The following is a 23,353-nucleotide window of genomic DNA, read 5'->3' as shown; positions in this document are numbered from 1 at the left end:
CGCGAGGCCGCTCGGAGCGGCGAATAATGGAACCCGGGATTACTGCGGCCCGACCAGATTCCAGTGTATTCGAGCTGGGCCGTCGGCGTCGAATGTTCGCCGTCGGCGCACAGCAGATTCCGGGCTACTCGAGCGAGTCTCGTCGCCAGAGGCGGGCACAGGCGGTGAATTCGGCGCCGGTCGTGGAAAAGCGCAGTGCCCGCGTCGTCAACTCTGAGGAGCGGTGGGGCTCTGTCAGCTCGAGGTCGTCGGCGATGCTCGCCGCTCCGACCGCGGTAACCCGGCAGTAGGCGGCACCACGGTCGAGGGCGACGGCGAAGTCACCGGTGAACAATCCACGCAGAATCTCGTCGGCGAGAATGATGATCTCCGCCGGACCGGTGGGCACCGCAGCGCCCGCGACGAGTGGATCGATCGTGGCGGCAGCATCCGTTCCCCGTTGATAAAGGTACGCGCAACCGTCGGGATCCTGCCGAATCAGCATGCGAATGAGGTAGATGCGCCAGAGTGCGCCCGGCAGGCTGCGCGGAGCGGCCCTCGACCACAGCTCGGCAACCGCGTCGATGCCGTGCTCGTCGGTGTAGGCGACGAGGCGCTCGACCGTCTCGGGATCGGGGTCGCTGCGCACCCGGTTAAGCAGGGCCTGTGCGGTCTCGTGGGCGACCCGGCTGATGGCGGCGGGATCGTCGCCACCCTGGAACGCTTCGAATTTGTTCGCGGAGAACAGGGTGGGCTTGTGGAAGTTGTCTGCCATGGCGGTTCTCCTCGTTCCAGTGCGCGCTCGGGTGGCGTTTATTGGTGCCTCCACGCTACCGAGAAAAGCTGGGCGTGAATCCACGGTAGATTAGAGCCTACGGGCCTCTAGCTCAGTTGGTAGAGCAAAGGACTTTTAATCCTTGGGTCGTCGGTTCGAGCCCGACGGGGCCCACAATGAGCGCACGTAGCGCGGCAAATGCGCACCGAATCCTGTGATTCGGTGCGCATTTCGCGTTAGCGAGGCCCGTCGGTGCGAGATTGCGGGTCAAAATCCGCACCTTTGCCACCCAGCGCACGCGCGGTGAAGTTAGCGGCTTCGAGCAAAGCCGTGACGGCATCCGAACCGAGCCTCTGCTGGAGAGTTCGTTCCCAAGCCGCGACGATCCCACGAATGCGTACAAGTTTGTGACGACCCCTGTCGGATACGTGCACTGTGATTCGCCTGCGGTCGGTTACGGTCGGTAATCGAAAGGCACAGGCCGCGTCCTCTAGTGCGTCCACCGTTCGGCTCAGGCTCGCATTCGCCATACCCGATGCCTCAGCCAGCTCCCCCATCGTCGGCGAGTCGAGTCTCTCCAGTGTCTCTAAGATGCGCCACTGATCGGGCGTTGCCCCCTCCTCCGATAGCGCAACCGTCAACCCAAGCCAGAGACGCCGTTCGAGGTCGGACAGCGTCCAAACCAGTTCAGCCAGCGGGGCCGCGAATCCTTGCCCGGGCCGTGCGCTGTGCGAATCCTCGGCCATTCCCCTCCTCGGCAAGTGTGTGACACGACTGGTGATTTCTCAGGCGCAATAATGGGGTTCATGTCGTCACCGGTCAGCATATTACTCCCGAGCGAAGTTCTGCTGAGCGGCCCCGCTCCGCGCGTGCTTCGGCTGGGACTACTCGCGCCGCTGTCAGGCCTGCTGGGCGTGGCTGGGCCGTCAATCATCAATTGCGCAATCTTGGCCGGGGAGGAAATCTGCCTGGCCACCGAGTCGGTCATGGAACTCCTCCTGATCGATGCGGGCGGCATGCCCGATGCTGTCGCTCGCGAGGTCGATCTTCTGGTCGGAGCAGGGCTGGTCAACGGCCTGGTGGGAACGCATACATCCAATATTCGGGTAGCCGTGGAAGCGCGTGTTGCCGATCGGGTACCTTACGTTTTCACTCCCCCGCACGAGTTCAGTCGGGCCCGCGCAGGGAGCGTCTTTCTCGGCAGCGACCCCAAGGAACATCTGCGTCAGCCGATAGCGTGGCTGGCCAGGAATCGACGGGTGACGCGATGGGCTCTTATCGGCAATGACTATGTCTGGCCGCGTCAAGTACATGAAGCGGCCACTTCGGTGCTGCGCGAGCTCGGGCAGCACGTCGTGCTAGACCGGCTGGTGCCGATGGGCCACGTCAATGTAGCCGAACTCGTGGCGGCAACCCGGCGAGCGGGTGCCGACGCGATTTTAATCTCACTGGTAGGCCGCGATGGCATCGAATTTCACCGTGGGGTCACCGAGTTGGATGCCGGCCAGTCCTTTGTGAGGCTCTGTACCGCCCTGGACGAAAACTGTCTGGTTGCCGTCGGCGGCGACTCGAGCGGTGAGCTGTATTCCGCCATGCCCACTTTTTTGCAGCAGGCTGATGATCGGCATCTTCGGTTGCTGTCATCCTACGTCGCACGCTTTGGACTGACGGCACCCCTTCCAGGTTCCTATGCCGAGGGATGTTACGACGGCGTGCATGTGCTGGCCGCCCTGTGTATGAGTGGCTTGCTCGCCAACAAATCGGCGGTCGACGCGGCCGGACAATTGTTTGCCGAAGGCGCGGGCAGTCCCGCAGGCAGACCGAAGCACGAATTCGACCTCACGCGCCGACCGATGCAGCTGGCGCGTGCGAATCACACCGATCTCGAGATTGTTGGGATGCCCCACGGGGTGTAGCCTGATGAAAATTTCCACTTGGAAACAATGATGTTTTTTGACGACGATTGGATCACGCGTGAGCACCACGACCAACCCTCTTGGCACGGCCACTTCCGGGATCGAACAATTTGGCTACAAGCAGGAGCTGAAGAGAACGCTGACCTTCAGCGACCTCATTATCTACGGCTTGATTTTCATGGTTCCGATCGCACCTTTCGCTATTTTCGGCGGTGTCTTCCACGACTCGGGCGGAATGCCGCCGGTTGCGTACATCATCGCGTTGGTCGCCATGATGTTCTCGGCCAATTCCTACTCACAAATGGCCCAGGCCTTCCCGATGGCCGGGTCCGTTTACACCTACGCCGGTCGAGGGATCAACCGTCCCGTCGGCTTCATCGCCGGTTGGATGATCCTGCTTGACTACATCCTCATTCCGACCCTGCTCTACTTTGTCGCTGCCATCGCGATGAACGGAATTATCAGCCAGATTCCGATTTGGCTGTGGCTGATCCTCTTCGTGGCGCTCAACACGGTGATCAACTACCTGGGCATCCACCTTGCCGCCGTCGTGATCCGCGTCATGCTGGTGCTCGAACTTTTGGTGCTCGCCATCTTTCTGGTTGTCGGCATTGTCGCCATCTCGCAGGGCAAAGGCCAGGGATTCAGCCTCGACGCGTTCTACAATGCGGATACCTTCTCCCTTCCACTGCTATTCGGCGCGGCTTCCATCGCCGTGTTGTCGTTCCTGGGCTTCGACGGGATCTCCACCCTGGCCGAAGAAAACAGCGGCAGCAGCAAATCTCTCGGTCGCTCGATGATCGCCGCGCTATGTCTGCTGGGCGTTTTGTTCATCGCACAGACTTGGGTCGCCTCGATGCTGGTGGAAGACCCTGCAGCCCTCATCGCCAACGGCGACCCGACGGGAGTGGCCTTCTACGAGGCGGCCGCTGTCGCTGGCGGACCGTTCATGTACATCCTGACCGCAGCCTCGACCGCTATCGCTTGGGGTTTTGCCAATGCACTCGTCGCTCAGGCATCGACGTCTCGCCTGCTCTACGCGATGGCGCGCGACCGCCAGTTGCCCAAATTCCTCGCCAAGGTGAGTGAGAAGCACAGCGTACCGGTCAACGCAACATTTTTGGTCGCCGCGATCTCCCTCATCCTGGGACTGTTCCTGACTTTTCTGCCGGATGGACTCGGTGCCATCGCTGCTTTGGTCAACTTTGGCGCTTTGACGGCATTCCTGCTGCTGAATGTGTCGGTCGTGTGGTGGTTCATCGGGAGGCAGAAATCCCGGCGTTGGTTCGTGCACCTGGTTTTCCCGGTACTGGGATTCGTGGTTCTCGCTTTCGTGCTCTATAACGCCCGCGTATCCGCCCAGATCCTCGGCGTGGCATGGCTGATCCTGGGAATTGTGGTTGCGGTCATACTCTACAAATCGGGTCGCATGACCAACCCTGTTCCCGTCGAGTCTGCACAGACTGAGACGAGGTAGCGATATGACAGTTCACCAGCTCGCTCCCCTCCCCGAACAGTATTCCTATGTGTTCGGGGGGCGTGACCCCCTACTGAGCGTGCGCCCCGGCGATATCGTAGAAGTCAGCACGGAGGACTGCTTTGGCGGACGGGTAACGAACCCCCGAGACATTCCCAGTCAGATCGTGCCGTTCAACGAGCTCAATCCGGTCTCCGGTCCGATCGAAATGGTCGGTGCGGAACCCGGTGACCTGCTGGCCGTACATTTCGTTTCGATCGTCCCGGCGCGCTCGTACGCCATCTCGAGTACCTTCCCGCTCTTTGGCGCACTCTCGGCGACGCACGAGACGGCGATGCTGCACGAGCCGCTTGAGGAGCGGGTATGGTTCTATCGTCTCGATCTGGATGCCTGGACGGCGACGTTTCGGGCCAAGAACTCGGACTACACGCTCGCCCTCCCGCTCGATCCCATGTATGGAACGGTGGGTGTTGCTCCGGCGGGCGGTGAGGTTCGGTTGGTCGTGACGCCTTCCACCCACGGTGGCAATATGGACACGCCGGAAGCGCGAGCCGGGACGACTCTTTATCTTCCGGTCAATGTCGCCGGGGCAATGTTGTCGCTCGGAGATGGTCACGCGCGCCAGGGCGAGGGCGAGGTGTGTGGCACCGGACTCGAATCGGCCATGCACTCGGTTATCGCCCTCGACCTGATCAAGGGCGGTGCCTCAGCGTGGCCGCGGCTCGAAAACGATGAGTTCATCATGAGCACCGGGTCAGCGCGGCCCTTGGAGGACGCCTTTCGGATCAGCCAGAAAGATCTCGTGAACTGGGCTTCCGACCTGACCGGTCTCGACACTCTCGATGCGTACCAGCTGGTCAGCCAAATGGGACTCTCGCCCGCCGCAAACGTATGCGATCCCAACTATACGATGGTTGCGAAACTGCCCAAGTGGACCCTGAAGGACGCTCAAGCCTACGGCGGAGTGCACGGTCGGCTGCGCGCCGCAGCCGAGGAATACACTGCGGCGCGGTAGCCCTGACGTCAAACTCCCACAGGTTCGGTGCGCACTTGCATGCGCTGATGTGCCGACGGCGCCCGCATCGATGCGACTGGTGAAAAGTGGTGGTGCCCGTAAAATTTCGTGAATCAGCCACCACGATTACGCCAGGTCGGGCGAACGCATGTTTTGAGCCCGGCCTTAGAGCACGTACCGGTGGCGTATGTGGTGGCGATCACTGCTCGCCTGCCAGAACTCCACCTCCGTGGGATGCAGGGCAAAAAGCTGCCAATCGGGGTTGTCGCGGCCGTCGGCACCGGGGCGCTCATCCCAGTCGCGAGCGGATGCCTCGGCCGAAAGCAGGGTGACCACGCCACTAACGCGCACCTGGCGACCAAATTTCGCCCAGTAGAAATTCATGGCGGCCTGCGGGTTTGCGGTGAGTTCCCGGCCTTTGCGGGAGCCTGTCGTGCTGGCAAAATGCCAGGCTCCCTCGTCGATGTTCTTCAGAATCATCATGCGGGACGATACCTGACCGGTTTTGGTCGTCGTCGCGAGGCTGAAAGCGTGCGGCTGCGGTACCCCATCCACGAGCGCCGCTTCGAGCCACTCGAGGAACAGGTCAACGGAATCCGCCGGTGCACTGGCCGGATCGAATTTCGGGAGATCGTTCGGAAAGTCCGGGAGGGCCCGGAGGCGTTGACTGAAGGATTCGCTCACGCCGCGAGCTTACCCGGCAGCTGCGAAAAATGAACGTCAGAGCGCCGCGAGCGATCTGCCTGGCTGGCATCACCTCGAATACCACCAGCAATTACACCGGGAGGTGTGCCGGACCCCCGCTCGGCGGCACCCGCAGCTCGCGCTGCACCAGCAGCGCGAGCTCGCGCAGCAGCACCTGGTCGACCTCGGCGAGCGAGCGCGGGGCCGGGTCGAAGACGCACAGCGATCCGATGCGCTCCCCCGACGGCGATTCGATCGGAAATCCGGCATAGAAGCGGATGAGCGAATCGCCGAGCACGAGCGGGTTCTGGCTGAACCGCTGGTCCTTTTGGGCGTCTTCCACTACGAAGGGTCCACTTCCGGCAATCGTGTAGGCGCAGAGCGAGTCGGCGCGCGGAAGCTCCGGGGCCGCCACTCCCACCCGCGCCTTGTGCCATTGACGATCGCGATCGATGACGCTGATCACCGCCGACTCGGTTTCAAACAGTCGCTGTGCCAGGGCGACGAGTTCATCGAACCGGGCTTCCGGTGGGGTGTCGACAATGCCGAGGCTGTCGACGGCGGCCTGCCGGGTGCCCTCCTCGCTGGCCACATTCGACGCCCGCTGACCAATTTGTTCGGCGTTGATGCCGAGGCGTGCCGCATCGAGAGTGTCGGCCATGGCACCGGCCAGCAGCAGGGACCAGTCCCGGTAATCGGCCGGGGTCCGGTGGCGGTCGGGCGTGAGCGTGGCGGCGGGTGAAAAGGGCAGAAAGGTGGTGCGCGGTGCCTCCGCCGCGAGCTGCGCGCTGACCCGGTTGAGGTCTGCTGCGGAATGATCGGCGATGAACCCCAGCGGCAGGTTGAAGATCTCGATACTGCGAATCGGCGCGACCCCCAGAATGTAGATTTTGGTACTTTGCGAAGTCTCCTGTTCGAGCACCCGGAGCAGTTCGCCGAGTCGGGTGCGCCACGCGTGCACGCTCATGAGTGCCAGAGCCTCGTTGACGCCAACCGTCAGCACGACGGCATCGAAGCGGCTGAGCCTCCGACCGTGCAGTGCGGTGAGCGCATTCGCCGCCGTCATGGTGCGACTGGCCACCAGGTCGATGTCGACTCCGCGACCGGTCAGCACCGACAGTTCCCGGGCGAGGTAGCCAGGCAGGGCGAGTTGGTGGCTGAGCACGCCCCAGCCGACGGCCGGTCCGCCGCCGAGGATGAGCACCCGATCACTGTCGATTCCGGGAGCGTGCGCCTGCGGGGCGTCACTCGGCCGGGGCAGGTGGCGGTCGTGGCGCTGGGCGGACGCCGTCCACACGCGCATCAATGGGCGGAGCACCCACCGGGTGAAATCGTGCATGGGTGCCTTTCGGATACAGCACAAAACCTCATTCTGCCCCGAATGGGGGAAGCCCTTTCACCACAATCCTAGTTCTCGGCTGATTCGCAGGATATGCGCCTCAGATCAGCGCAGCCACCGCGTGCGCGAGGGTGAAAATCGTCAGGCCAGCGAGGGCGCCGACCACGGTCCCGTTGATGCGAATGAACTGCAGGTCGCGGCCCACCTGCAGCTCGATCTTCGTCGCCGTCTCTTCGGCGGGCCAGCGCTCCACGGTCTCGGTGATCACACCGGCGATCTCATGGCGATAGTTGGCCACGAGATAGCTGGCCGTGTCGGCAATCCAGCGGTTGATACGGGAGTCGAGAGCGGCATCCGCTATGAGACGGCCACCGACATCGTTCAAAGTCGAACGGATGCCCGTCCGCAGCGCGCTCGTCGGGTCATCGAGGGCGTCGGTGAGGGAGACTTTGATCGCCTCCCAGGTGTCACCGGCAATTTCACGCAGCCTGGCGTTGTCGAGCACCTCGGCCTTGAGCTTTTCTACCCGGGCGATCATCACGGGTTCATATTGCAGGTCATGCATGACCTCGCCCAGGTACTCGTCGAGGGCCCGCCGCACCGGATGCTGCCGGTCACCCCGCGCCGACGCCACGAAGGCCAGCACCTCGCGGTAGGCCTTGTCGTCGACGAGCTTGTCGACGAAACCGGGCAGCCAAATCGGCAGCCGCTGCGACACCACCCGACCGAATGCTTCCGGGTGGGCACGCAGCCAGCCGTCGGCGCGGTCGAGCAGCAGGTCGACGGCCGCGTGCTGCTGCCCGCTCGTGACCAGGCGATCCCCCACCCGGCCGACACTCGGGCCCCATTCGGGCTTGACCAGGTGCTCCCGAGCGACGGATTCGATGAGATTCTTGATCGCGTCATCACCGAGCAGGTTGAGCAGGCCCTGGCCAACGACGGCCAGCTCGTCGGTGAGTTTTTCTGCATTACGCGGATTGCGAAGCCACACGCCGACACGATGGGAGACATCGATCGATTCGAGCTTGCCGCGAATGACGCTCTCGGAGAGAAAGTTGGTCTCGACGAATTCGCCAAGGCTCGCGCCGATCTCGTCTTTTCGGTTGGCAATGATATTGGTGTGCGGAATGCGCAGGCCGAGCGGGTAGCGAAACAGGGCGGTCACGGCGAACCAGTCGGCAATGGCGCCAACCATGCCGCCCTCGGCGGCGGCGCGCACGTAATCCAGCCAGGGGTAGCGGCCTGCCAGGGCGAAGGACACCGCGAAGATGACGGCCATAAGGACGAGAAGCCCCGCCGCGAGCCGTTTCATGCGTTTCAGCGCGGTGCGGCGGGCGTTGTCGTTCGGGGAGTCGGCGGGGGGTGCCGTGGATATGCTCTGCGCCATGACTCAAGCCTGCCCGATTGGGCGGCGGAGTGGTGCCCATTCATGCGTGTTCCGCTCGAACGGTCGGTCGGCAACGCCAACGGTGCTCGTCGCAGTGGGACTGAGATAGGAATATACCCATAGGGGGTATACTCCGAGGATATCAGCAGATTCGAGAATCGAGGAATGACATGACACGGCCCAACTCGAACCACGGCACGCACGGCAGCACGAATCACCTGGCGCCGGAACACGCGGCCATGAACCACGGCGCCATGAACCACGCCGGGCACGGCGATCACGTCGGGCAGTTCCGGCGCCTGTTCTGGACCATGCTCGTCATCGCGGTACCCGTGGTGGCGTTCAGCCACATGTTCGGGGCGCTCGTCGGGTATGCGCTTCCGAGCATCGCGGGCGTGACTTGGATCTCCCCCGTGCTCGGAACCGTCATGTATGTCTGGGGTGGACGACCTTTCCTAGGCGGAGCAGTGTCTGAACTGAAGGCACGGAAGCCCGGCATGATGCTGCTGATCGCCCTGGCGATCACGGTCGCGTTCCTTGCTTCCTGGGGCGCGAGTCTCGGCGTCATCGATGCCGAGCTCGACTTTTGGTGGGAGCTCGCGCTGCTGATCGTGATCATGCTGCTCGGCCACTGGATCGAGATGCGGTCGTTGGCGCAGACATCCACTGCACTGGAATCTCTCGCCGCGCTACTGCCCGACGAGGCCGAACGGGTTTCGGGTGACGAGATCGTCGTAGTTTCCCCGAGCGACCTGATGCTGGGCGACCTCGTCGTGGTGCGGCCGGGCGGGCGGGTGCCGGCCGACGGACGGATCACCGAGGGCACGGCCGACGTCGACGAATCGATGATCACCGGCGAATCACGGCCGGTGCGGCGCTCGCGCGGCGACCAGGTCGTGGCCGGTACGGTCGCGACCGACTCGGCCCTGCGGGTGCGGGTGAGCGCGGTCGGCGATGACACTGCGCTGGCCGGAATTCAGCGACTCGTCGCCGAGGCGCAGAATTCGTCGTCGCGGGCGCAGCGCATCGCCGACCGCGCCGCCGGCTGGCTGTTCTGGTTCGCGCTCGGCGCCGGAGTTGTGACCGCGATCGTCTGGACCCTGCTCGGCCAGCCGCAGGATGCCGTCGTGCGCACGATCACCGTGCTCGTGATCGCCTGCCCGCACGCTCTCGGGCTGGCGATTCCGCTGGTGGTGTCGATCGCTACCGAGCGCGCCGCGAAGGGCGGCGTGTTGATCAAGGACCGTCTCGCCCTCGAGAGCATGCGGCAGGTCACGACGGTCTTGTTCGACAAGACCGGCACGCTCACCAAGGGTGAGCCCACGGTCAGCCACATTGCCGTCGGCGGCACCGCGTTCTCGAGCGACGAGGTGCTCGCGTGGGCGGCGGCGGTGGAGGGCGACAGCGAGCATCCGCTGGCCCGCGCCATTCTGACGGCGGCGCGAAGCCGCGAACTGACCGTGCCGCGGGCAAGCGAGTTTCAGACGGCTGCTGCTATCGGTGTGACCGGGCTGGTCGAGGGCCACCGCGTGGGTGTCGGCGGGCCCAGCCTCCTCAACGAGAACGGGGCGCGGCCGCTGGCCGAGACCGTGGCATGGCAGAATCAGGGCGCGATCATTCTGCACGTGCTTCGTGACGGCGTCGTGATCGGCGCGATCGGCCTTGCCGATGCGATTCGCGAGGAGTCGCGGCAGGCTGTGGGAGCGCTAAACCGACTCGGCATCGAGGTGGTCATGATCACCGGCGACGCCGAGGCGGTGGCCCGTTCGGTGGCCGCCGAACTCGGCATCGACCGGGTTTTCGCCGGCGTGCACCCGGAGGACAAGTCGCGCAAGGTCATCGAGCTGCAGCAGGAGGGCCGCCGGGTGGCGATGGTCGGTGATGGCGTCAACGACGCACCGGCCCTGGCCCAGGCCGATGTCGGAATCGCCATCGGCGCCGGAACCGACGTGGCGATCGCATCGGCGGGCGTCATCCTCGCGAGTGACGACCCTCGTTCGGTACTCTCGGTGATCGAACTTTCCCGGGCAAGCTATCGCAAGATGAAGCAGAACCTCTGGTGGGCCGCTGGCTACAACCTGCTGTCGGTTCCGCTCGCTGCCGGGGTGCTCGCGCCGATCGGGTTTGTGCTGCCGATGGAGATCGGCGCGCTGCTCATGTCGGTGTCGACCGTCGTCGTCGCCGTCAACGCGCAACTGCTGCGCCGCCTCGACCTGCGACCCGAATCCAGCGTTCGCGAGCGGTAGCCCGCTGGCGGAGAGTCGGCTAGTCCGGGCCGGCCGAACCGCGGCGATGACCGGCCTCGATGCGTTGACCCCAGAAGGTTCCCGCAATGATCAGAACGGCCCCGGCCGCGCCGACAAAACCGAGTGTTTCGCTGCCGAGCGAGACTCCCACGAGCACCGCCCAGATCGGTTCGGTGCCCATGAGCAGGCTCGCACGGGCCGCGGACGTGCGGCGAATCGCCCACATCTGCGCCAGGAATGCGAACACGCTGCAGGCCAGGCCGAGATAGACCACGCCGATCCACGCTGCCACGTCGAAGGTCTTGACGGCCAGGGCGAGGCCGGGAAGGTCAAACGCCGTGAAGACGACCGCCCCGACGAGCGCCTGCAGGAGCGTGAGCGTGATGGTGCTGTCGCTGCGGCCGCGGGTGAGGTGGCCCATCATGGTCACGTGCAGGGAGCGCACGAGCGCCGCCGCGAGAATGAGAACGTCACCCAGGTTGGGCTGCGCAAATCCGCTGCCTGAGACGAGTAGTGCGACCCCGACCACCGCAAGCACCGCGGCTACGAAGAATGGACGCGGCAGCCAGCGCCGGGCAGCGAGCGACTCCAGCACCGGTGTGACGATGATCGTGAGGCTGATGATGAGCCCCGCATTCGTGGCCGACGTGAACGCCACGCCCTGGGTCTCGAGCCACAGAATGCTCGCCTGGGTCACCCCGAGCAGCAGGCCCACCCCGAGCGCACGCCGGGGCGGCAGTCGTTCGCGTCGCAGCACCCACACGATCAGCAGGGCAACGGCCGCCACCAGAAACCGCAGCGCGAGCACGGCCGACACACTCGCCTGCTCGGTGAGCACCTTCGCGCTGAGGTAGCTGCCGCCCCAGACCGCGGCCACGAGCAGCAGCACGAGGTCGACACGGTAGCGCCCGAGGTGCGGCAGCAGCGCACGGTGGGCCGAAATGCGGCGGGTCGGCGTGATGGTCATGAGGCAATAGTGCTGGGCGGCATCCGTTAAGTCTAGATGTCACTTCTTGAACAAATGCTTTAGCCTGAGCTTATGGAATTGCGTCAGCTGGCCGTACTGCGGGAACTCGGCGAGCGCGGAAGTGTCACTGCGGTGGCCCGGGCGCTGCACATTTCGTCGTCGGCGGTGTCCCAGCAGCTCAGTACCCTCCAACGGCGGGCCGGCGTTCCGCTCACCGAGAAGCGCGGTCGGGTGCTCGGGTTGACGCCGGCCGGTGCGGCTCTGGCGCTGGCCGCCGCCGACGTATCGACGGCGATGGCGCGGGCCGATGAGGCCGTCGCGCGGTTTCAGCACGACGCCAGCTTGCCAGTGACCGTGAGCGCGTTCCACAGCGCCGGTCTCGCCTGGTTCGGCCCGCTGCTGAATCGCCTGCACGAGATCGGCGGGCCAACCGTGGGCTGTGGCGACGAGGATGTACCACGGGAACGCTTTCCCGTGCTCGTGGCCGACTATGACCTGGTCATCGCGCACCGGGTTCCCCACGACCCCGTCTGGCCGAACACGGTCGCGGTCACTCCGCTGTTGTTTGAGCCGCTCGATGTGGCCGTGCCGATCGGGCATCCGCTTGCCGGCCGTGCGTCAGTGTCGATCGACGATATTCGCCACGAGCCCTGGGTCACCGGACACATCGGTTTTCCGCTCGCCGAGGCGGTGAACATGGTCGCCGCTGCGGCCGGTCAGCCGTTGCGCATCGTGCACCGCATCAATGAGTTCTTCGTGGCGGCCTCGATTGTGGCTACCGGAGCCGCGATTGCTCTGCTGCCGCGATACACCATGGCGCCGCGCGCGGGGGACGGCGTGGTGCTCGTGCCGTTTCGCGACCTGCCGGTCGGACGGCGAATCGATGTATTGAGCCGCCCGGAAACGCTCGCGCGTGCCTCGGTGCGTCGGGTACTCGCCGAACTGGTCGGCGTGGTCGGGCAGCGTTCGCTCACTCAGGCCGACAGCTCAAAACCAGCGTGACGGATCCCCCAGCGCACGACCCACTGTTCCCCCGGTGCGACCCAGTGCAGGCCGGCACCGGAGTTGAAAGCGTTGGCGGGAGCCGTCATCGGCTCGATCGCGATGGCCAGGCCGCGCACGGGCACACCTGATTTGTTCGTCGCGCCGTTCGATACCGGAAAGATGCGCGGAGTGAACACCTGCACGTAGCGCATGTTCTCATCACCCCACAGGGTGAGGCTGCGGCCATCCGCCGCGGTGAGGGAATGCTCGCAGCGGCCGCCCGTCGCGATCACACCGCCGAAGCCGTCATCCAGGTCGAGGTCGCCCACAACGACACCAGAGCGAAGGTCAAACCGTGTGCCGTCTACCGGGGACTCACCGATCGCATTGAGCCGCCCGTCGACATCGATGTGCTTCGATGCGGCCACCTGCAAAACGAGGTCGGCCGTGGGTACATCCCCGATTTTCAGAAATGGATGCGCCCCCACGGCCACCGGCGCCGGTTCCGCTCCGACGTTGCGCACCCGGTGCGTGACGTCGAGGCCGCTCGGAGTGAGCTCGTAAGTCACCTCGGTCTCGACGTGAAACGGGTAGCCGGACTGCGGAAAGACGGTCGCGGTCAGGGTCACCGTGTCGCTGGTTCGTGACAGCTCACGATAGGGAGTGAATCGCAGCAGTCCGTGGCTGGCATTCTGTTTGCCCGGCTCGGTGATCGCAAGCTGCCGGGTGACTCCGTCTTGAGTCCATTTGCCGTCGCGAATGCGATTGGGCCAGGGCACGAGCACGATACCCGTCGCCATTGGCGGCTGAACGGCCTCGCTGAACGTCTCCACAAGATCTATGCCATTCACGGAATATGCCCGCAGTCCGGCCGCGACCTCCGTGACAATGGCCCGTGCGATGCCGCTCGGGGTCGTTGCTGTCAGTTCGTATTGAATCCCGGTGGCTGCTCGCATTCGTTCAGCCTACGGCCACGCGGCAGTCTGGCCGCGAAAGGTGTGCACGACCTCGTGCGAGCGGGACCGGGAGTGCGATCCTGAGCCGTTTGGCCCTGTGCCGCTACGCGGACGCGCGGATGATGAGGTCGGTCGGGAGAATTATGGTGGCGGGTCGTTCCCCGTCGATGACGCGGAGCAGCAGGCGCACCATTTCCTCGCTGATCCGGCCGAAGGGCTGACGCATCGTCGTCAGCTGTGGGTCCATCGATGTGGCGATGGGTGCGTCGTCGAATCCGGCGACGGCTACGTCGTGCGGCACTCGACGCCCCGCATTGGTCAGTACATCGATCGCTCCCGCTGCCATCATGTCATTGGCGGCGAACACGGCATCGAGGTCTGGATGCCGGCTCAGCAACTCGGTCATGGCCGCCGCTCCGCTGGCCCGGCTGTAGTCGCCACGAGCCACCATGCTCGGTTCATAAGCCGCGCCCTGCTCGGCAATATAGGCATCGAGCCGGCGCCGCCCGCCCGAGGTGTCATCCGGGCCCGCAATGGTCGCGATCCGCCGCCGACCATGCGACCCGAGATAGCCGATCATCTCCCGGGCGCCGTTGTAGTCATCCGCCGCGACGTACCCCATCTTCCTTTCGAACCCCAACGGCACCCCGCAGGCGATGGCGGGAATATTGGCCGCGACGATGTCCGAGATCAAGCCGCTTCGCGTGCTGTGCGAGGAGACCAGAAGCACCCCGTCAACGTGGCCCGCGTTGATGAATTCCGTGGCCCGTCGCTGCTCGTCGACGGTGCCGGCCATGATCAGGACCAGGGAAATATCCCGTGCGGCGAGCGCCGTCGATGCGCCCTGCATGAGGGCGGCAAAGTTAGGGTCTTCAAACAATCGATCGTGAGTTTCGGAGAGCAGGAAGGCGACCGAATTAGCCCGGCTGGTCGCCAGGCTGCGAGCGTGCGGGTTTACGCGGTAGCCGGTTTTCTTGATCGCTGCGTTCACAGCGGCCAGGGAATCCGGACTCACCCAGTGTCCACCGTTGAGAACCCGCGATACCGTGCCACGTGACACCCCAGCCGTCGACGCAACGTCGTCTATGGTCGGGCGCCGTTTGGCGGGGGGAATACTCACGGTCACAGCCTAACGACCGTCAGGCCTTGACCGCGCCCGCGGCCAGGTCGACTTTCCAGTACCGCTGCAGCACGAGGAACAGAACAACCAGTGGAATGATCGAGAGAAGTGCCCCGGTAATCACGAGTGTGTACATGGCCGGCGCGGTCGCCCCCTGGTTCAGCAGTCCGCTGAGACCCACCGTGACGGGGTACAGCGCGTCGTTGCCCAGCATGATGTACGGGAGCATGAAGTTGTTCCACACGGCCACGAACTGGAACAGGAAGATCGTCACGAGACCGGGAGCCATCATCGGCAAGGCGATGCGGTTGAAGACGTAGAGCTCACCGGCCCCCTCGGTGCGGGCCGCTTCGATCACGTCATTCGGCACCGCGGCCGCCGCGTAGATGCGGGCGAGGTAGATACCGTATGGACTGATGATTTGCGGCAGCAGCACCGACCAGTAGGTGTTGGTCAAGCCGACCAGCGCGAGCAGGAAGTACTGCGGGATGGCCAGGATGACCCCGGGCACGAGGACGCCCATCAGCAGCACCGCAAAGACCTTGCCCTTGCCGGGGAAGGCAAACTTGGCCATTACATATCCGGATATCGCTGATACCCAGGTGGAGGACAGTGCCCCTATGCCCGCGTACAGTGCGGTGTTCAGCACCCACCGCCAGTACAGGCCGTCTCGATAAGCGCTGAGTTCGACGATGTTGTCCCAGAGGTGCGTACTGGGCATGAGTGTGAAAGTCGAGAATAGTTCGGAGCTATCTTTGCTGGCGGCCATGACCACCCAGAACACGGGGAACAGGCAATAGGCGGCACCGATCAACAGGATGCTGGTCGATACGTAACTGGGTTTCTGACGGAATACACGTGTTTTGGCCACGTCTAGTCCTCCTGTCCGAATGCGCGCTTCTGCACGACGCGCAGAAACAGGAACGAGATGGCGAAAGTCACGAGGGCGATCACGATTGACGTCGCAGCTGCCGAGTAGATGTCGTCACGGGTGAAGGCGTCGCGGTACACGAGCATGAGCGGTGACCAGCTGGTGGAGAGACTGTTGGTCAGCGGGCGCAGCGTGGTCGGCTCCGAGAATACCTGCAGGGTGGCGACCATGGAGAACAGTGCTGTCATCACGATGGCCGGGGTGATTATCGGAATTTTGATGCGCCAGGCGATCTGCACCTCCGAACATCCGTCCAGCTTGGCTGCCTCGTAGATGTCGGTCGGCACGGCTTTCAGTGACGTGTAGATGACAATCATGTTGAATCCGACGCCGCCCCAGAGTGCGATGTTGGAGATGGCAAAGATGACAGCCGATGAGGCCAGGAGCGAGGGAACGTCCCAGCCCAGCTTGTCGAAGACGAAGTAAAACGGGCTCACCGCCGGGAGGTAGAGAAACCCCCAGAGCAGCGAGCTGATGACGGCCGGCACAGCGTACGGCAGGAATATTGCCGTTCGGGAGAAGTTGCTGCCCCTCGTGCGCCGCGAATCAAGCAGCAGGGCGAACAGCAGGGCCAGTCCGAGCATCACCGGGATGAGGATCACGCCGTAGAGCAATACGCGTCCGGCACTGGCCGCGAATTCCGGGTTGGACAGGGACGCAATGTAGTTGTCGAGCCCGGCGAAGGTGGTCGTACGGGAACCAGACCCCAGACCCAGGCCGCTGACCTGAGACTTCTGAAAGCTCAGGAACAGCGTGTAGATAATAGGCGCAGCCATGAACAGGACGAACAGAATGATGCCCGGCGCCAACATGAGGTAGGGAACCAGCACACGCTGGCGAAAATTACTGCGCCGTGCTGCCGGCCGGTATTCGGCGCGGACCACGGGCTTCGGTGCCTCGATCACGGTCACGAGATGTCCTCAATAAAAAAGAGATGGAAGGGAGGGGAGGGCCGCTGGCGGCCCTCCCCTCGGTGTTATCAGGTGGTGCAGATTATTTGACGGTGAAGATTATTTGACGGTGAAGCCGCTCTTCTTCATATCGTCGATGGTGATTTTCTGCATGGCCGCTACGGCCTCGATGAACCGAGCCTGCTGCCTCGATTCCGCTGCCTTGGCGAATTCATCGTTGTAGGCGCTGTATGCCACGTTGACGTTCGGCCCGTAGGTGAAGGGAGCCACGGTCTGCGCAACCTCGGCCGCGACGTCATAGAAGTCGGGCTGGTTGCTGAAGAACTCCGGCGGGGCGGTGAGGGCTGCGGCGGCCGCGGCCGTGTCGGCCGGGTAGATGTTCGCCGTGGTCACCAAAGCGGCGACGGCATCCGGGTCGGTATTCAGCCAGGTGGCAAACTTGACCGCTTCTGCGGGATGTTCGGACTGAGTTGTCACGCCGGTGGACGAGCCACCCCAGTTGCCGGTTGCCGGTGCGGAAGCATCCCACTGCGGCATCGGGGCAGCCTTCCATTTGCCCGCGGTGTCTGCGGCGTTACCGGCGAGAACGCCCGGTGCCCAGATCGCACTGAGCCAGCCGACCTGCGTGCCGCTGTTGAGGCCGGCATTCCACTCCGGGGTGTACATGGGCGTGTTGTTGACGACACCCTCTTCAACGAGTCCGCCCCAGAATTCGGCGACCTGTTCCGTGGGCGTTGCGTCGATATCGACGCTCCAGGCATCACCGTCGATGCCCCACCAAGATGCTCCGGCTTGCTGGGCCAAACCGGTGAACCAGCCGGCGTCGTTGGCCGAGAACGTGCCGAGGTAGTTCGCCGGATCGGCTGCGTGAACGGCCCGCGCTGCATCGGCGTATTCGTCCCAGGTTGTGGGAACAGCAAGGCCCAGCTGTTCGAACACGTCGGCACGATAGTAGAACATCATCGGGCCGCTGTCTTGCGGGATCGCGTAGACGGCATCGCTGCCGAGCGTGACGGCATCCCAGACACCATCGGCGAAGTTGCTCTCGATATCTCCAGCGCCCTGAGCCGAGATGTCGGCGAGGGCGTCGGCCGAAACCAGGGTCGGAATCTTCTGGTACTCGGCCTGAATCAGGTCGGGAGCACCGCTGCCGGCTTTGATCGCCGTCAGGAGTTTGGTGATGGCCGGGTCGCCGCCGTCTTGTTTCTGGACGGTGACCTGAATGTCGGGGTTTTCTTCGTTCCAGATGTCAACGACCTGGTCGAGGTTGGGCGCCCAGGCCCAGTAGTTGAGCTCAACGACCCCGGACGCACCCCCCGAATCGGTCGCCGTGCAACCGGCTGTGAGCAGTACCGCGGCGGCGGCCAGGGCCACCGCGCTTCGGCGAAATGATGTGCGCATTCGTCCTCCTTGTCGAAAGCTGTGCTGCGTGTGGTCACGCTGGTAACGCTGACGGCACGAGAACCGGGCGAAACTGGGAGCGGTTCTAGTAACTCATAGTAGCTAAATGTTGTCAACACTCGGTTTGCATCTTTTTTTTTAGTCGAAGTCGTGCTAAAACTGGGAGCGCACACAGTCAAAGGAGATCCCCCATGCCGGTTCAATCCGTATCCCCTTCCACCTCCCGCGCCACGGCGCGCTGGATGAGCGGCACCACCAAGTTGCGTTACGGCGGCGACTACAACCCGGAGCAATGGCCCCGCGAGGTGTGGCTGCAAGACATCTTGCTCATGAAGCAGGCCGGCATCAATCTGGTCAGCATCGGGATTTTTTCCTGGGTCCTGCTGGAGCCGCGCGAGGGTGAGTACGATTTCGGATGGCTTGACGACATCATGAACCTGCTCGGGGAAGCGGGCATCGACGTGGATCTGGCAACGCCGACCGCGGCCCCGCCGGCGTGGTTTTGGAAGAAATACCCGGCATCTCGTCCCGTCACCCGTGACGGCGTCACGCTGGGTAACGGTTCGCGTGGCATGGTGAGCCCGAGCTCTCCCGAGTATCGGCATGCGGCTACCGCCATCACGGAGCAGTTGGCTCGCCGCTATGCCAGCCATCCGGCGCTCGTGATGTGGCACGTGCATAACGAATACGGCGCACCGATCAGCGATTCCTATGACGACTATTCGGTCGCGGCATTTCGCACCTGGTTGCAGTCACGGTACTCAACGTTGGACGCGCTGAACGAGGCCTGGGGCACGACCTTCTGGGGCCAGCGCTACGGCGAATGGGACGAGATCGACGCCCCGCGGGTCGCAGCATCGGTCAGCAACCAGGCCCAGCGCCTCGACTTTCGGCGGTTCACTTCCGATGCCCTGCTGGCCTGCTATGTGGCCGAGCGTGACGTCATCCGTCGCTTCACCCCCGACCTGCCCGTCACCACCAACTACATGGCTACCAACTGCCTCGCCGCGGACTACTGGGCATGGAGCCGCGAGGTCGACATCGTCTCGAACGACCATTATCTGGTAGCGGAACGAAACGACAACCACATCCTGCTGGCAATGGATGCCGACCTGACCCGATCTCTGGCCGGCGGTGCACCGTGGATTCTGATGGAACATTCGGCGGGAGCGGTCAATTGGCAGCCCCGGAATATCGCCAAGCGACCGGGAGAACTCGCCCGCAATTCCCTGGCACATTTGGCGCGAGGCGCCGACGGCATCCTGTTCTTCCAATTCCGTGCATCGCGATTCGGGGTGGAGAAATTCCACTCGGCTATGCTGCCGCACGCAGGCACAGACACGCAGGTCTGGCGTGACGCCGTAGCGCTTGGTGACACTCTGGATCAACTCGAGTCTGTGCGCAGCACGCGGGTGCAGGCCAGGGTGGCGTTCCTCTGGGATGTGGAGTCATTCTGGGCACAAGACCTGGAGTGGCGCCCCAGCGTCGACCTCGATCACCGGGCACGCATCGAGGCGTATTACACCGCGCTCTGGAACCGGAATGTGACGATTGATTTCGCGCACCCCGCCGCGGACCTGGGTTCCTATGACTTGGTCATTGCGCCCAGCCTGTACCTGGTGGGGTCGAAAGCGGCCGCCAACCTGAGCGCGTATGTGGTCGCGGGCGGACATCTGTTGGTGTCCTACTTCTCCGGCATCGTCGACGAACACGACAGCGTGCATCCCGGTGCCGCTCCCGGAGCTTTGCGCGATGTGCTCGGGCTGGCCATTCACGAGTTCAAACCCCTGCACGAGGGAGAAACGCTCAGCCTCGAACAGGGCCGCAGCGGTTCGACCTGGGCCGACGACATCCACGTGTCGACCGCCGATGTGCATACCCGATATCTCGACGGTCCAGCGGCTGGCGGGCCCGCGATCACGCGGAACAACCACGGAGCAGGAACGGCGTGGTATGTCTCCACCGGCCTGACCGGCACCGACCTGGATTCCCTCCTCACCGAGGTCTTGAGCGGTGCCGGTATCGCGGTTCCGGCACCGGCCGCAGCTGGCCTCGAGGTGATAGCGCGCAGCGCCGACGACGACGAATTCGTGTTCCTGATCAATCACGCTGACACCGACGCCTCCTACCCCTGCCCGGGATACGAGCTGCTCACCGCCGCGGAGATTGCGGATACGGTCGTGATCCCCGCCGGGCTGACCCGGGTCGTGCGCCGACGTCGTTGACGGAGGTTCCCGGGGCGGCGCAACGCATGGCCCCCGGGATCGGCTCGGCTAGGCTGACGCGTATGACTGCCGAGAGCGCCGCCCGAATCATCGCCTTGCCGAACATCCCGGCCCCGAGCATCGCCAAAACCGCCTTCGTCGCCCCCGGCGCCGTGATCGTCGGCAACGTCTCCCTCGCCGACCGGGCCAGCGTCTGGTACAACTCCGTGCTGCGTGCCGAACTCGAGCCGATCACGATCGGCGCCGGCTCGAACCTGCAGGACAACGTCTCCTGCCACGTCGACACCGACTTTCCACTCACCCTCGGCGCGGGTGTCTCGGTCGGCCACGGCGCCGTGCTACACGGCTGCACGATCGAAGACAACGTGCTGGTGGGCATGGCTGCGACCATTTTGAATGGTGCCGTCATCGGCACCGGATCGCTTGTGGCCGCCGGCGCCGTCGTTCTCGGCGGAACCATCGTGCCCCCCGGGTCGCTCGTGGCCGGTGTTCCCGCCAAGGTTCGACGCCCCCTCACCGACGACGAGATCGCCAGCATTCGGCATAACGCCGAGAACTATCTCGAGCACACCGAGCTGCACCGCTCGGCGCTCGCCCAGCAATAACCAGAAGCGGAAGTTGCAGCAGTACTAGGCCAACAAGGACTGCTCGGCGGCTTTGACCACGTTGGACAGCAGCATGGCACGGGTCATCGGGCCGACACCGCGCGGGTTCGGGGAGAGGTGCCCGGCGACCGCGGCGACATCGGGGTGTACGTCGCCGATCAGGCGACCCTTGCCGGTGATCTCATCGTGCACGCGGGTGATTCCCACGTCGAGCACGGCGGCGCCCGGCTTGATCCAGTCGGCCTGAACCAGGTGCGGCACGCCTACGGCAGCCACCACGATGTCGGCGCGGCGCACCTCACCGGCGAGGTCGACCGTGCGCGAATGGGTCAGGGTGACCGTCGCGTCGAGGCCCTTGCGAGTGAACAACAGCCCGAGCGGACGCCCGACGGTGAGGCCACGGCCGACGACGACGACGTTCTTACCCAGGATCGGCACGTCGTAGCGGCGGAGCAACTCAACGATTCCGGCCGGGGTGCAGGGCAGCGGTGAGCGCAGTTCTCCCTCGATACCGAGCACGAGACGCCCCAGGTTGGTCGGGTGCAGCCCGTCGGCGTCTTTTGAGGGGTCGATGAGCTCGAGCATGGCGTTTTCGTTGTGGCCGACCGGCAGCGGGAGTTGAATGATGTAGCCGGTCACCTCACGGCTGTTGTTGAGGTCATTGATGGCCGAGCGCACGTCGGCACTCGTCGCCGATCCGGGCAGGTCGATGCGCAGCGATTCGATGCCGACCTCGGCGCAATCGCGGTGCTTGCCCGCGACGTACGTCTCGGATCCCGGGTCATTGCCCACCAGTAGCGTGGCAAGGCCCGGCACCACGCCGTTCGCGCGCAGGGCAGCGATACGGCCCCGCAACTCGGCCTTGATGTCGGACGCGGTTTTGACCCCGTCGAGTGTGATTGCCGTCATCATGGTTCCCTACTGTCGTCGTTCGCATCAGTGAAGTCTCGTGCACTGCTGCTGTCATGCAGCGCCGGTGTCATGAAGTTCCGGTGTCATGAAGTGCGCGGCCGGCGTGGGTCGGGCCGCTTACGCACCGGCAACCGAAAGACACGGATGCCGCTGGCCAGCCGGCCGGCGGCATCCGCTTTCGAAGCGATTGCCGTACTGCAGAGAGGGAGTTACTGCTGCAGGCCGGGATACAACGGGAAGGCCTGGGTGAGCGCGCCGACGCGGGCGCGGAGGGCGGCAGTGTCGGCGCCGGGCTTGAGAGCCTCGGCGATAACGTCGGCGACCTCGGTGAATTCCACGTCGCCGAACCCGCGGGTGGCCAGGGCTGGCGTGCCGATACGAAGGCCGGAGGTGATCATCGGCGGGCGCGGGTCGAACGGAACGGAGTTGCGGTTCACGGTGATGCCGACTTCGTGCAGGGCATCTTCGGCCTGTTGGCCGTTGATCTCGGAGTGGCGCAGGTCGGCGAGCACGAGGTGCACATCGGTGCCGCCGGTGAGCACGTCAATGCCGTGCGCGCGTGAGTCATCGGCGGTGAGGCGATCAGCGAGGATGCTGGCACCACGCAGGGTGCGCTCCTGGCGTTCCTTGAACTCGGGCTCGGCGGCGAGCTTGAACGCGGTGGCCTTGGCGGCGATCACGTGCATGAGTGGCCCGCCCTGTTGGCCGGGGAACACGTTGGAGTTGAGCTTCTTGGCCAGGGCCATGTCGCGCGACAGAATGATGCCCGAGCGCGGGCCGGCCAGGGTCTTGTGCACGGTGCTCGACACGACGTCGGCATAGGGCACGGGCGAGGGATGCAGGCCGGCTGCGACGAGACCGGCGAAGTGGGCCATGTCGACCCAGAGCAGCGCGCCGACCTCGTCGGCGATGGCGCGGAAGGCTTCGAAGTCGAGGTGACGCGGGTACGCCGACCAGCCGGCGATGATGACCTTCGGTTTGCTCTCGAGCGCCTTGTCACGCACGACGTTCATGTCGACGCGGAAGGTTTTCGGGTCGACACCGTAGGCGACCGGGTTGTACAGCTTGCCCGAGAAGTTCAGTTTCATGCCGTGGGTGAGGTGGCCGCCGTGGGCCAGCTCGAGGCCGAGGATGGTGTCGCCGGGCGTGGCGATGGCGGAGAGGACGGCAGCGTTGGCGGTGGCACCGGAATGCGGCTGCACATTTGCGTAGGCGGCACCGAACAGGCTCTTGGCACGGTCGATGGCAAGCTGCTCGGCGACGTCGACGTACTCGCAGCCGCCGTAGTAGCGGCGCCCGGGGTAGCCCTCGGCGTACTTGTTGGTGAGCACTGAGCCCTGCGACTGCAGCACGGCGCGCGGAACGAAATTCTCGCTCGCGATCATCTCGAGGTAGTCGCGCTGGCGGCCGAGCTCCTGCTCGAGCACGGCGGCGATCTCGGGGTCGACGACCGAGAGTGGTTCGTTGAAGGTCGACTTCACAGCGGTGGCGGAATCAGGCACGGAGTTCTCCTTATATATGGA

At 64.3% G+C, this 23,353-nt stretch carries 20 protein-coding genes and 1 tRNA gene; 8 read left to right on the top strand and 13 right to left on the bottom strand.

Going from position 1 to position 23,353, the window contains the following annotated elements; all coding sequences use genetic code 11:
• Window positions 1-124: 124 nt before the first annotated feature.
• On the bottom strand, window positions 125-754 hold the full coding sequence (locus E3T50_RS11045) for a DNA-directed RNA polymerase subunit beta (RefSeq protein ID WP_134551847.1): 630 nt from the start codon (window positions 752-754) through the stop codon (window positions 125-127).
• Between the two features lie 101 nt (window positions 755-855).
• Here E3T50_RS11045 and E3T50_RS11040 point away from each other — a divergent pair.
• Window positions 856-928, top strand: a tRNA-Lys gene (locus E3T50_RS11040).
• Between the two features lie 62 nt (window positions 929-990).
• Here the strand turns inward: E3T50_RS11040 and E3T50_RS11035 are convergent.
• On the bottom strand, window positions 991-1,500 hold the full coding sequence (locus tag E3T50_RS11035) for a MarR family winged helix-turn-helix transcriptional regulator (protein WP_134551846.1): 510 nt from the start codon (window positions 1,498-1,500) through the stop codon (window positions 991-993).
• Between the two features lie 123 nt (window positions 1,501-1,623).
• Between E3T50_RS11035 and E3T50_RS11030 the strand changes: the two genes are divergently transcribed.
• The 3 genes from E3T50_RS11030 to E3T50_RS11020 are packed head-to-tail and all read left to right on the top strand — an operon-like array spanning window position 1,624 to window position 5,162.
• Window positions 1,624-2,670: an ABC transporter substrate-binding protein gene (locus tag E3T50_RS11030; RefSeq protein ID WP_166784277.1), complete on the top strand. Its 1,047-nt coding sequence runs from the start codon at window positions 1,624-1,626 to the stop codon at window positions 2,668-2,670.
• Between the two features lie 58 nt (window positions 2,671-2,728).
• Window positions 2,729-4,147 (top strand): APC family permease, encoded by a 1,419-nt coding sequence (locus tag E3T50_RS11025; RefSeq protein WP_241978483.1) that lies wholly within the window; start codon window positions 2,729-2,731, stop codon window positions 4,145-4,147.
• Window positions 4,148-4,151: 4 nt separating this feature from the next.
• A complete protein-coding gene (locus tag E3T50_RS11020; RefSeq protein ID WP_134551844.1) occupies window positions 4,152-5,162 on the top strand; it encodes an acetamidase/formamidase family protein in 1,011 nt (336 codons plus the stop codon).
• Between the two features lie 165 nt (window positions 5,163-5,327).
• Here the strand turns inward: E3T50_RS11020 and E3T50_RS11015 are convergent, their stop codons facing one another.
• The 3 genes from E3T50_RS11015 to E3T50_RS11005 form a co-directional block, all read right to left on the bottom strand.
• Window positions 5,328-5,846 (bottom strand): pyridoxine/pyridoxamine 5'-phosphate oxidase, encoded by a 519-nt coding sequence (locus E3T50_RS11015; protein ID WP_134551843.1) that lies wholly within the window; start codon window positions 5,844-5,846, stop codon window positions 5,328-5,330.
• Between the two features lie 91 nt (window positions 5,847-5,937).
• Window positions 5,938-7,185 carry a GAF domain-containing protein gene (locus E3T50_RS11010; protein ID WP_134551842.1) on the bottom strand — a complete coding sequence of 416 codons (1,248 nt, stop codon included), beginning with the start codon at window positions 7,183-7,185 and terminating at the stop codon, window positions 5,938-5,940.
• 100 nt (window positions 7,186-7,285) lie between these two features.
• Window positions 7,286-8,572 carry a DUF445 domain-containing protein gene (locus tag E3T50_RS11005; RefSeq protein WP_134551841.1) on the bottom strand — a complete coding sequence of 429 codons (1,287 nt, stop codon included), beginning with the start codon at window positions 8,570-8,572 and terminating at the stop codon, window positions 7,286-7,288.
• Between the two features lie 170 nt (window positions 8,573-8,742).
• On the opposite strand from E3T50_RS11005, the gene E3T50_RS11000 reads away from it, so the two are divergent.
• Window positions 8,743-10,818: a heavy metal translocating P-type ATPase gene (locus E3T50_RS11000; RefSeq protein WP_134551840.1), complete on the top strand. Its 2,076-nt coding sequence runs from the start codon at window positions 8,743-8,745 to the stop codon at window positions 10,816-10,818.
• 19 nt (window positions 10,819-10,837) lie between these two features.
• Here the strand turns inward: E3T50_RS11000 and E3T50_RS10995 are convergent, their stop codons facing one another.
• Window positions 10,838-11,785 (bottom strand): DMT family transporter, encoded by a 948-nt coding sequence (locus E3T50_RS10995; RefSeq protein WP_134551839.1) that lies wholly within the window; start codon window positions 11,783-11,785, stop codon window positions 10,838-10,840.
• Between the two features lie 72 nt (window positions 11,786-11,857).
• Between E3T50_RS10995 and E3T50_RS10990 the strand changes: the two genes are divergently transcribed.
• A complete protein-coding gene (locus E3T50_RS10990; RefSeq protein WP_134551838.1) occupies window positions 11,858-12,787 on the top strand; it encodes a LysR family transcriptional regulator in 930 nt (309 codons plus the stop codon).
• Here E3T50_RS10990 and E3T50_RS10985 read toward each other — a convergent pair.
• From E3T50_RS10985 to E3T50_RS10965, 5 genes are all read right to left on the bottom strand, one after another.
• On the bottom strand, window positions 12,760-13,725 hold the full coding sequence (locus E3T50_RS10985; RefSeq protein ID WP_134551837.1) for an aldose 1-epimerase family protein: 966 nt from the start codon (window positions 13,723-13,725) through the stop codon (window positions 12,760-12,762). The two genes, E3T50_RS10990 and E3T50_RS10985, sit on opposite strands and share 28 nt — an antisense overlap.
• Before the next feature lie 103 nt (window positions 13,726-13,828).
• Window positions 13,829-14,851, bottom strand: a complete 1,023-nt coding sequence (locus tag E3T50_RS10980; RefSeq protein WP_134463562.1) for a LacI family DNA-binding transcriptional regulator — start codon at window positions 14,849-14,851, stop codon at window positions 13,829-13,831.
• Window positions 14,852-14,864: 13 nt separating this feature from the next.
• Window positions 14,865-15,716, bottom strand: a complete 852-nt coding sequence (locus E3T50_RS10975) for a carbohydrate ABC transporter permease (RefSeq protein WP_241990879.1) — start codon at window positions 15,714-15,716, stop codon at window positions 14,865-14,867.
• A 2-nt stretch (window positions 15,717-15,718) separates the two neighbouring features.
• Window positions 15,719-16,687 (bottom strand): carbohydrate ABC transporter permease, encoded by a 969-nt coding sequence (locus E3T50_RS10970; RefSeq protein ID WP_420898727.1) that lies wholly within the window; start codon window positions 16,685-16,687, stop codon window positions 15,719-15,721.
• A gap of 99 nt (window positions 16,688-16,786) precedes the next feature.
• Complete coding sequence (locus E3T50_RS10965; protein WP_134551835.1) at window positions 16,787-18,088, bottom strand: ABC transporter substrate-binding protein; 1,302 nt, start codon at window positions 18,086-18,088, stop codon at window positions 16,787-16,789.
• Between the two features lie 191 nt (window positions 18,089-18,279).
• On the opposite strand from E3T50_RS10965, the gene E3T50_RS10960 reads away from it, so the two are divergent.
• Window positions 18,280-20,313 (top strand): beta-galactosidase, encoded by a 2,034-nt coding sequence (locus E3T50_RS10960; RefSeq protein ID WP_134551834.1) that lies wholly within the window; start codon window positions 18,280-18,282, stop codon window positions 20,311-20,313.
• A 62-nt stretch (window positions 20,314-20,375) separates the two neighbouring features.
• The gene (locus E3T50_RS10955) at window positions 20,376-20,918 is read left to right on the top strand and encodes a gamma carbonic anhydrase family protein (protein ID WP_134551833.1); all 543 of its coding nucleotides are present in this window, start codon (window positions 20,376-20,378) and stop codon (window positions 20,916-20,918) included.
• 24 nt (window positions 20,919-20,942) lie between these two features.
• Here E3T50_RS10955 and E3T50_RS10950 read toward each other — a convergent pair whose 3' ends face one another.
• Together E3T50_RS10950 and glyA are read right to left on the bottom strand one after the other, a co-directional pair.
• Window positions 20,943-21,827: a bifunctional methylenetetrahydrofolate dehydrogenase/methenyltetrahydrofolate cyclohydrolase gene (locus tag E3T50_RS10950; RefSeq protein WP_134551885.1), complete on the bottom strand. Its 885-nt coding sequence runs from the start codon at window positions 21,825-21,827 to the stop codon at window positions 20,943-20,945.
• Window positions 21,828-22,039: 212 nt separating this feature from the next.
• Window positions 22,040-23,332 (bottom strand): serine hydroxymethyltransferase, encoded by a 1,293-nt coding sequence (gene glyA, locus E3T50_RS10945; protein ID WP_206751315.1) that lies wholly within the window; start codon window positions 23,330-23,332, stop codon window positions 22,040-22,042.
• Window positions 23,333-23,353: the final 21 nt, after the last annotated feature.

Source organism: Cryobacterium gelidum (assembly GCF_004403985.1).
GTDB classification, from domain to species: Bacteria; Actinomycetota; Actinomycetes; order Actinomycetales; family Microbacteriaceae; genus Cryobacterium; species Cryobacterium gelidum.
The sequence above is the reverse complement of the archived record's forward strand: the minus strand, read 5'-3'. Positions and strand labels throughout refer to the sequence as shown.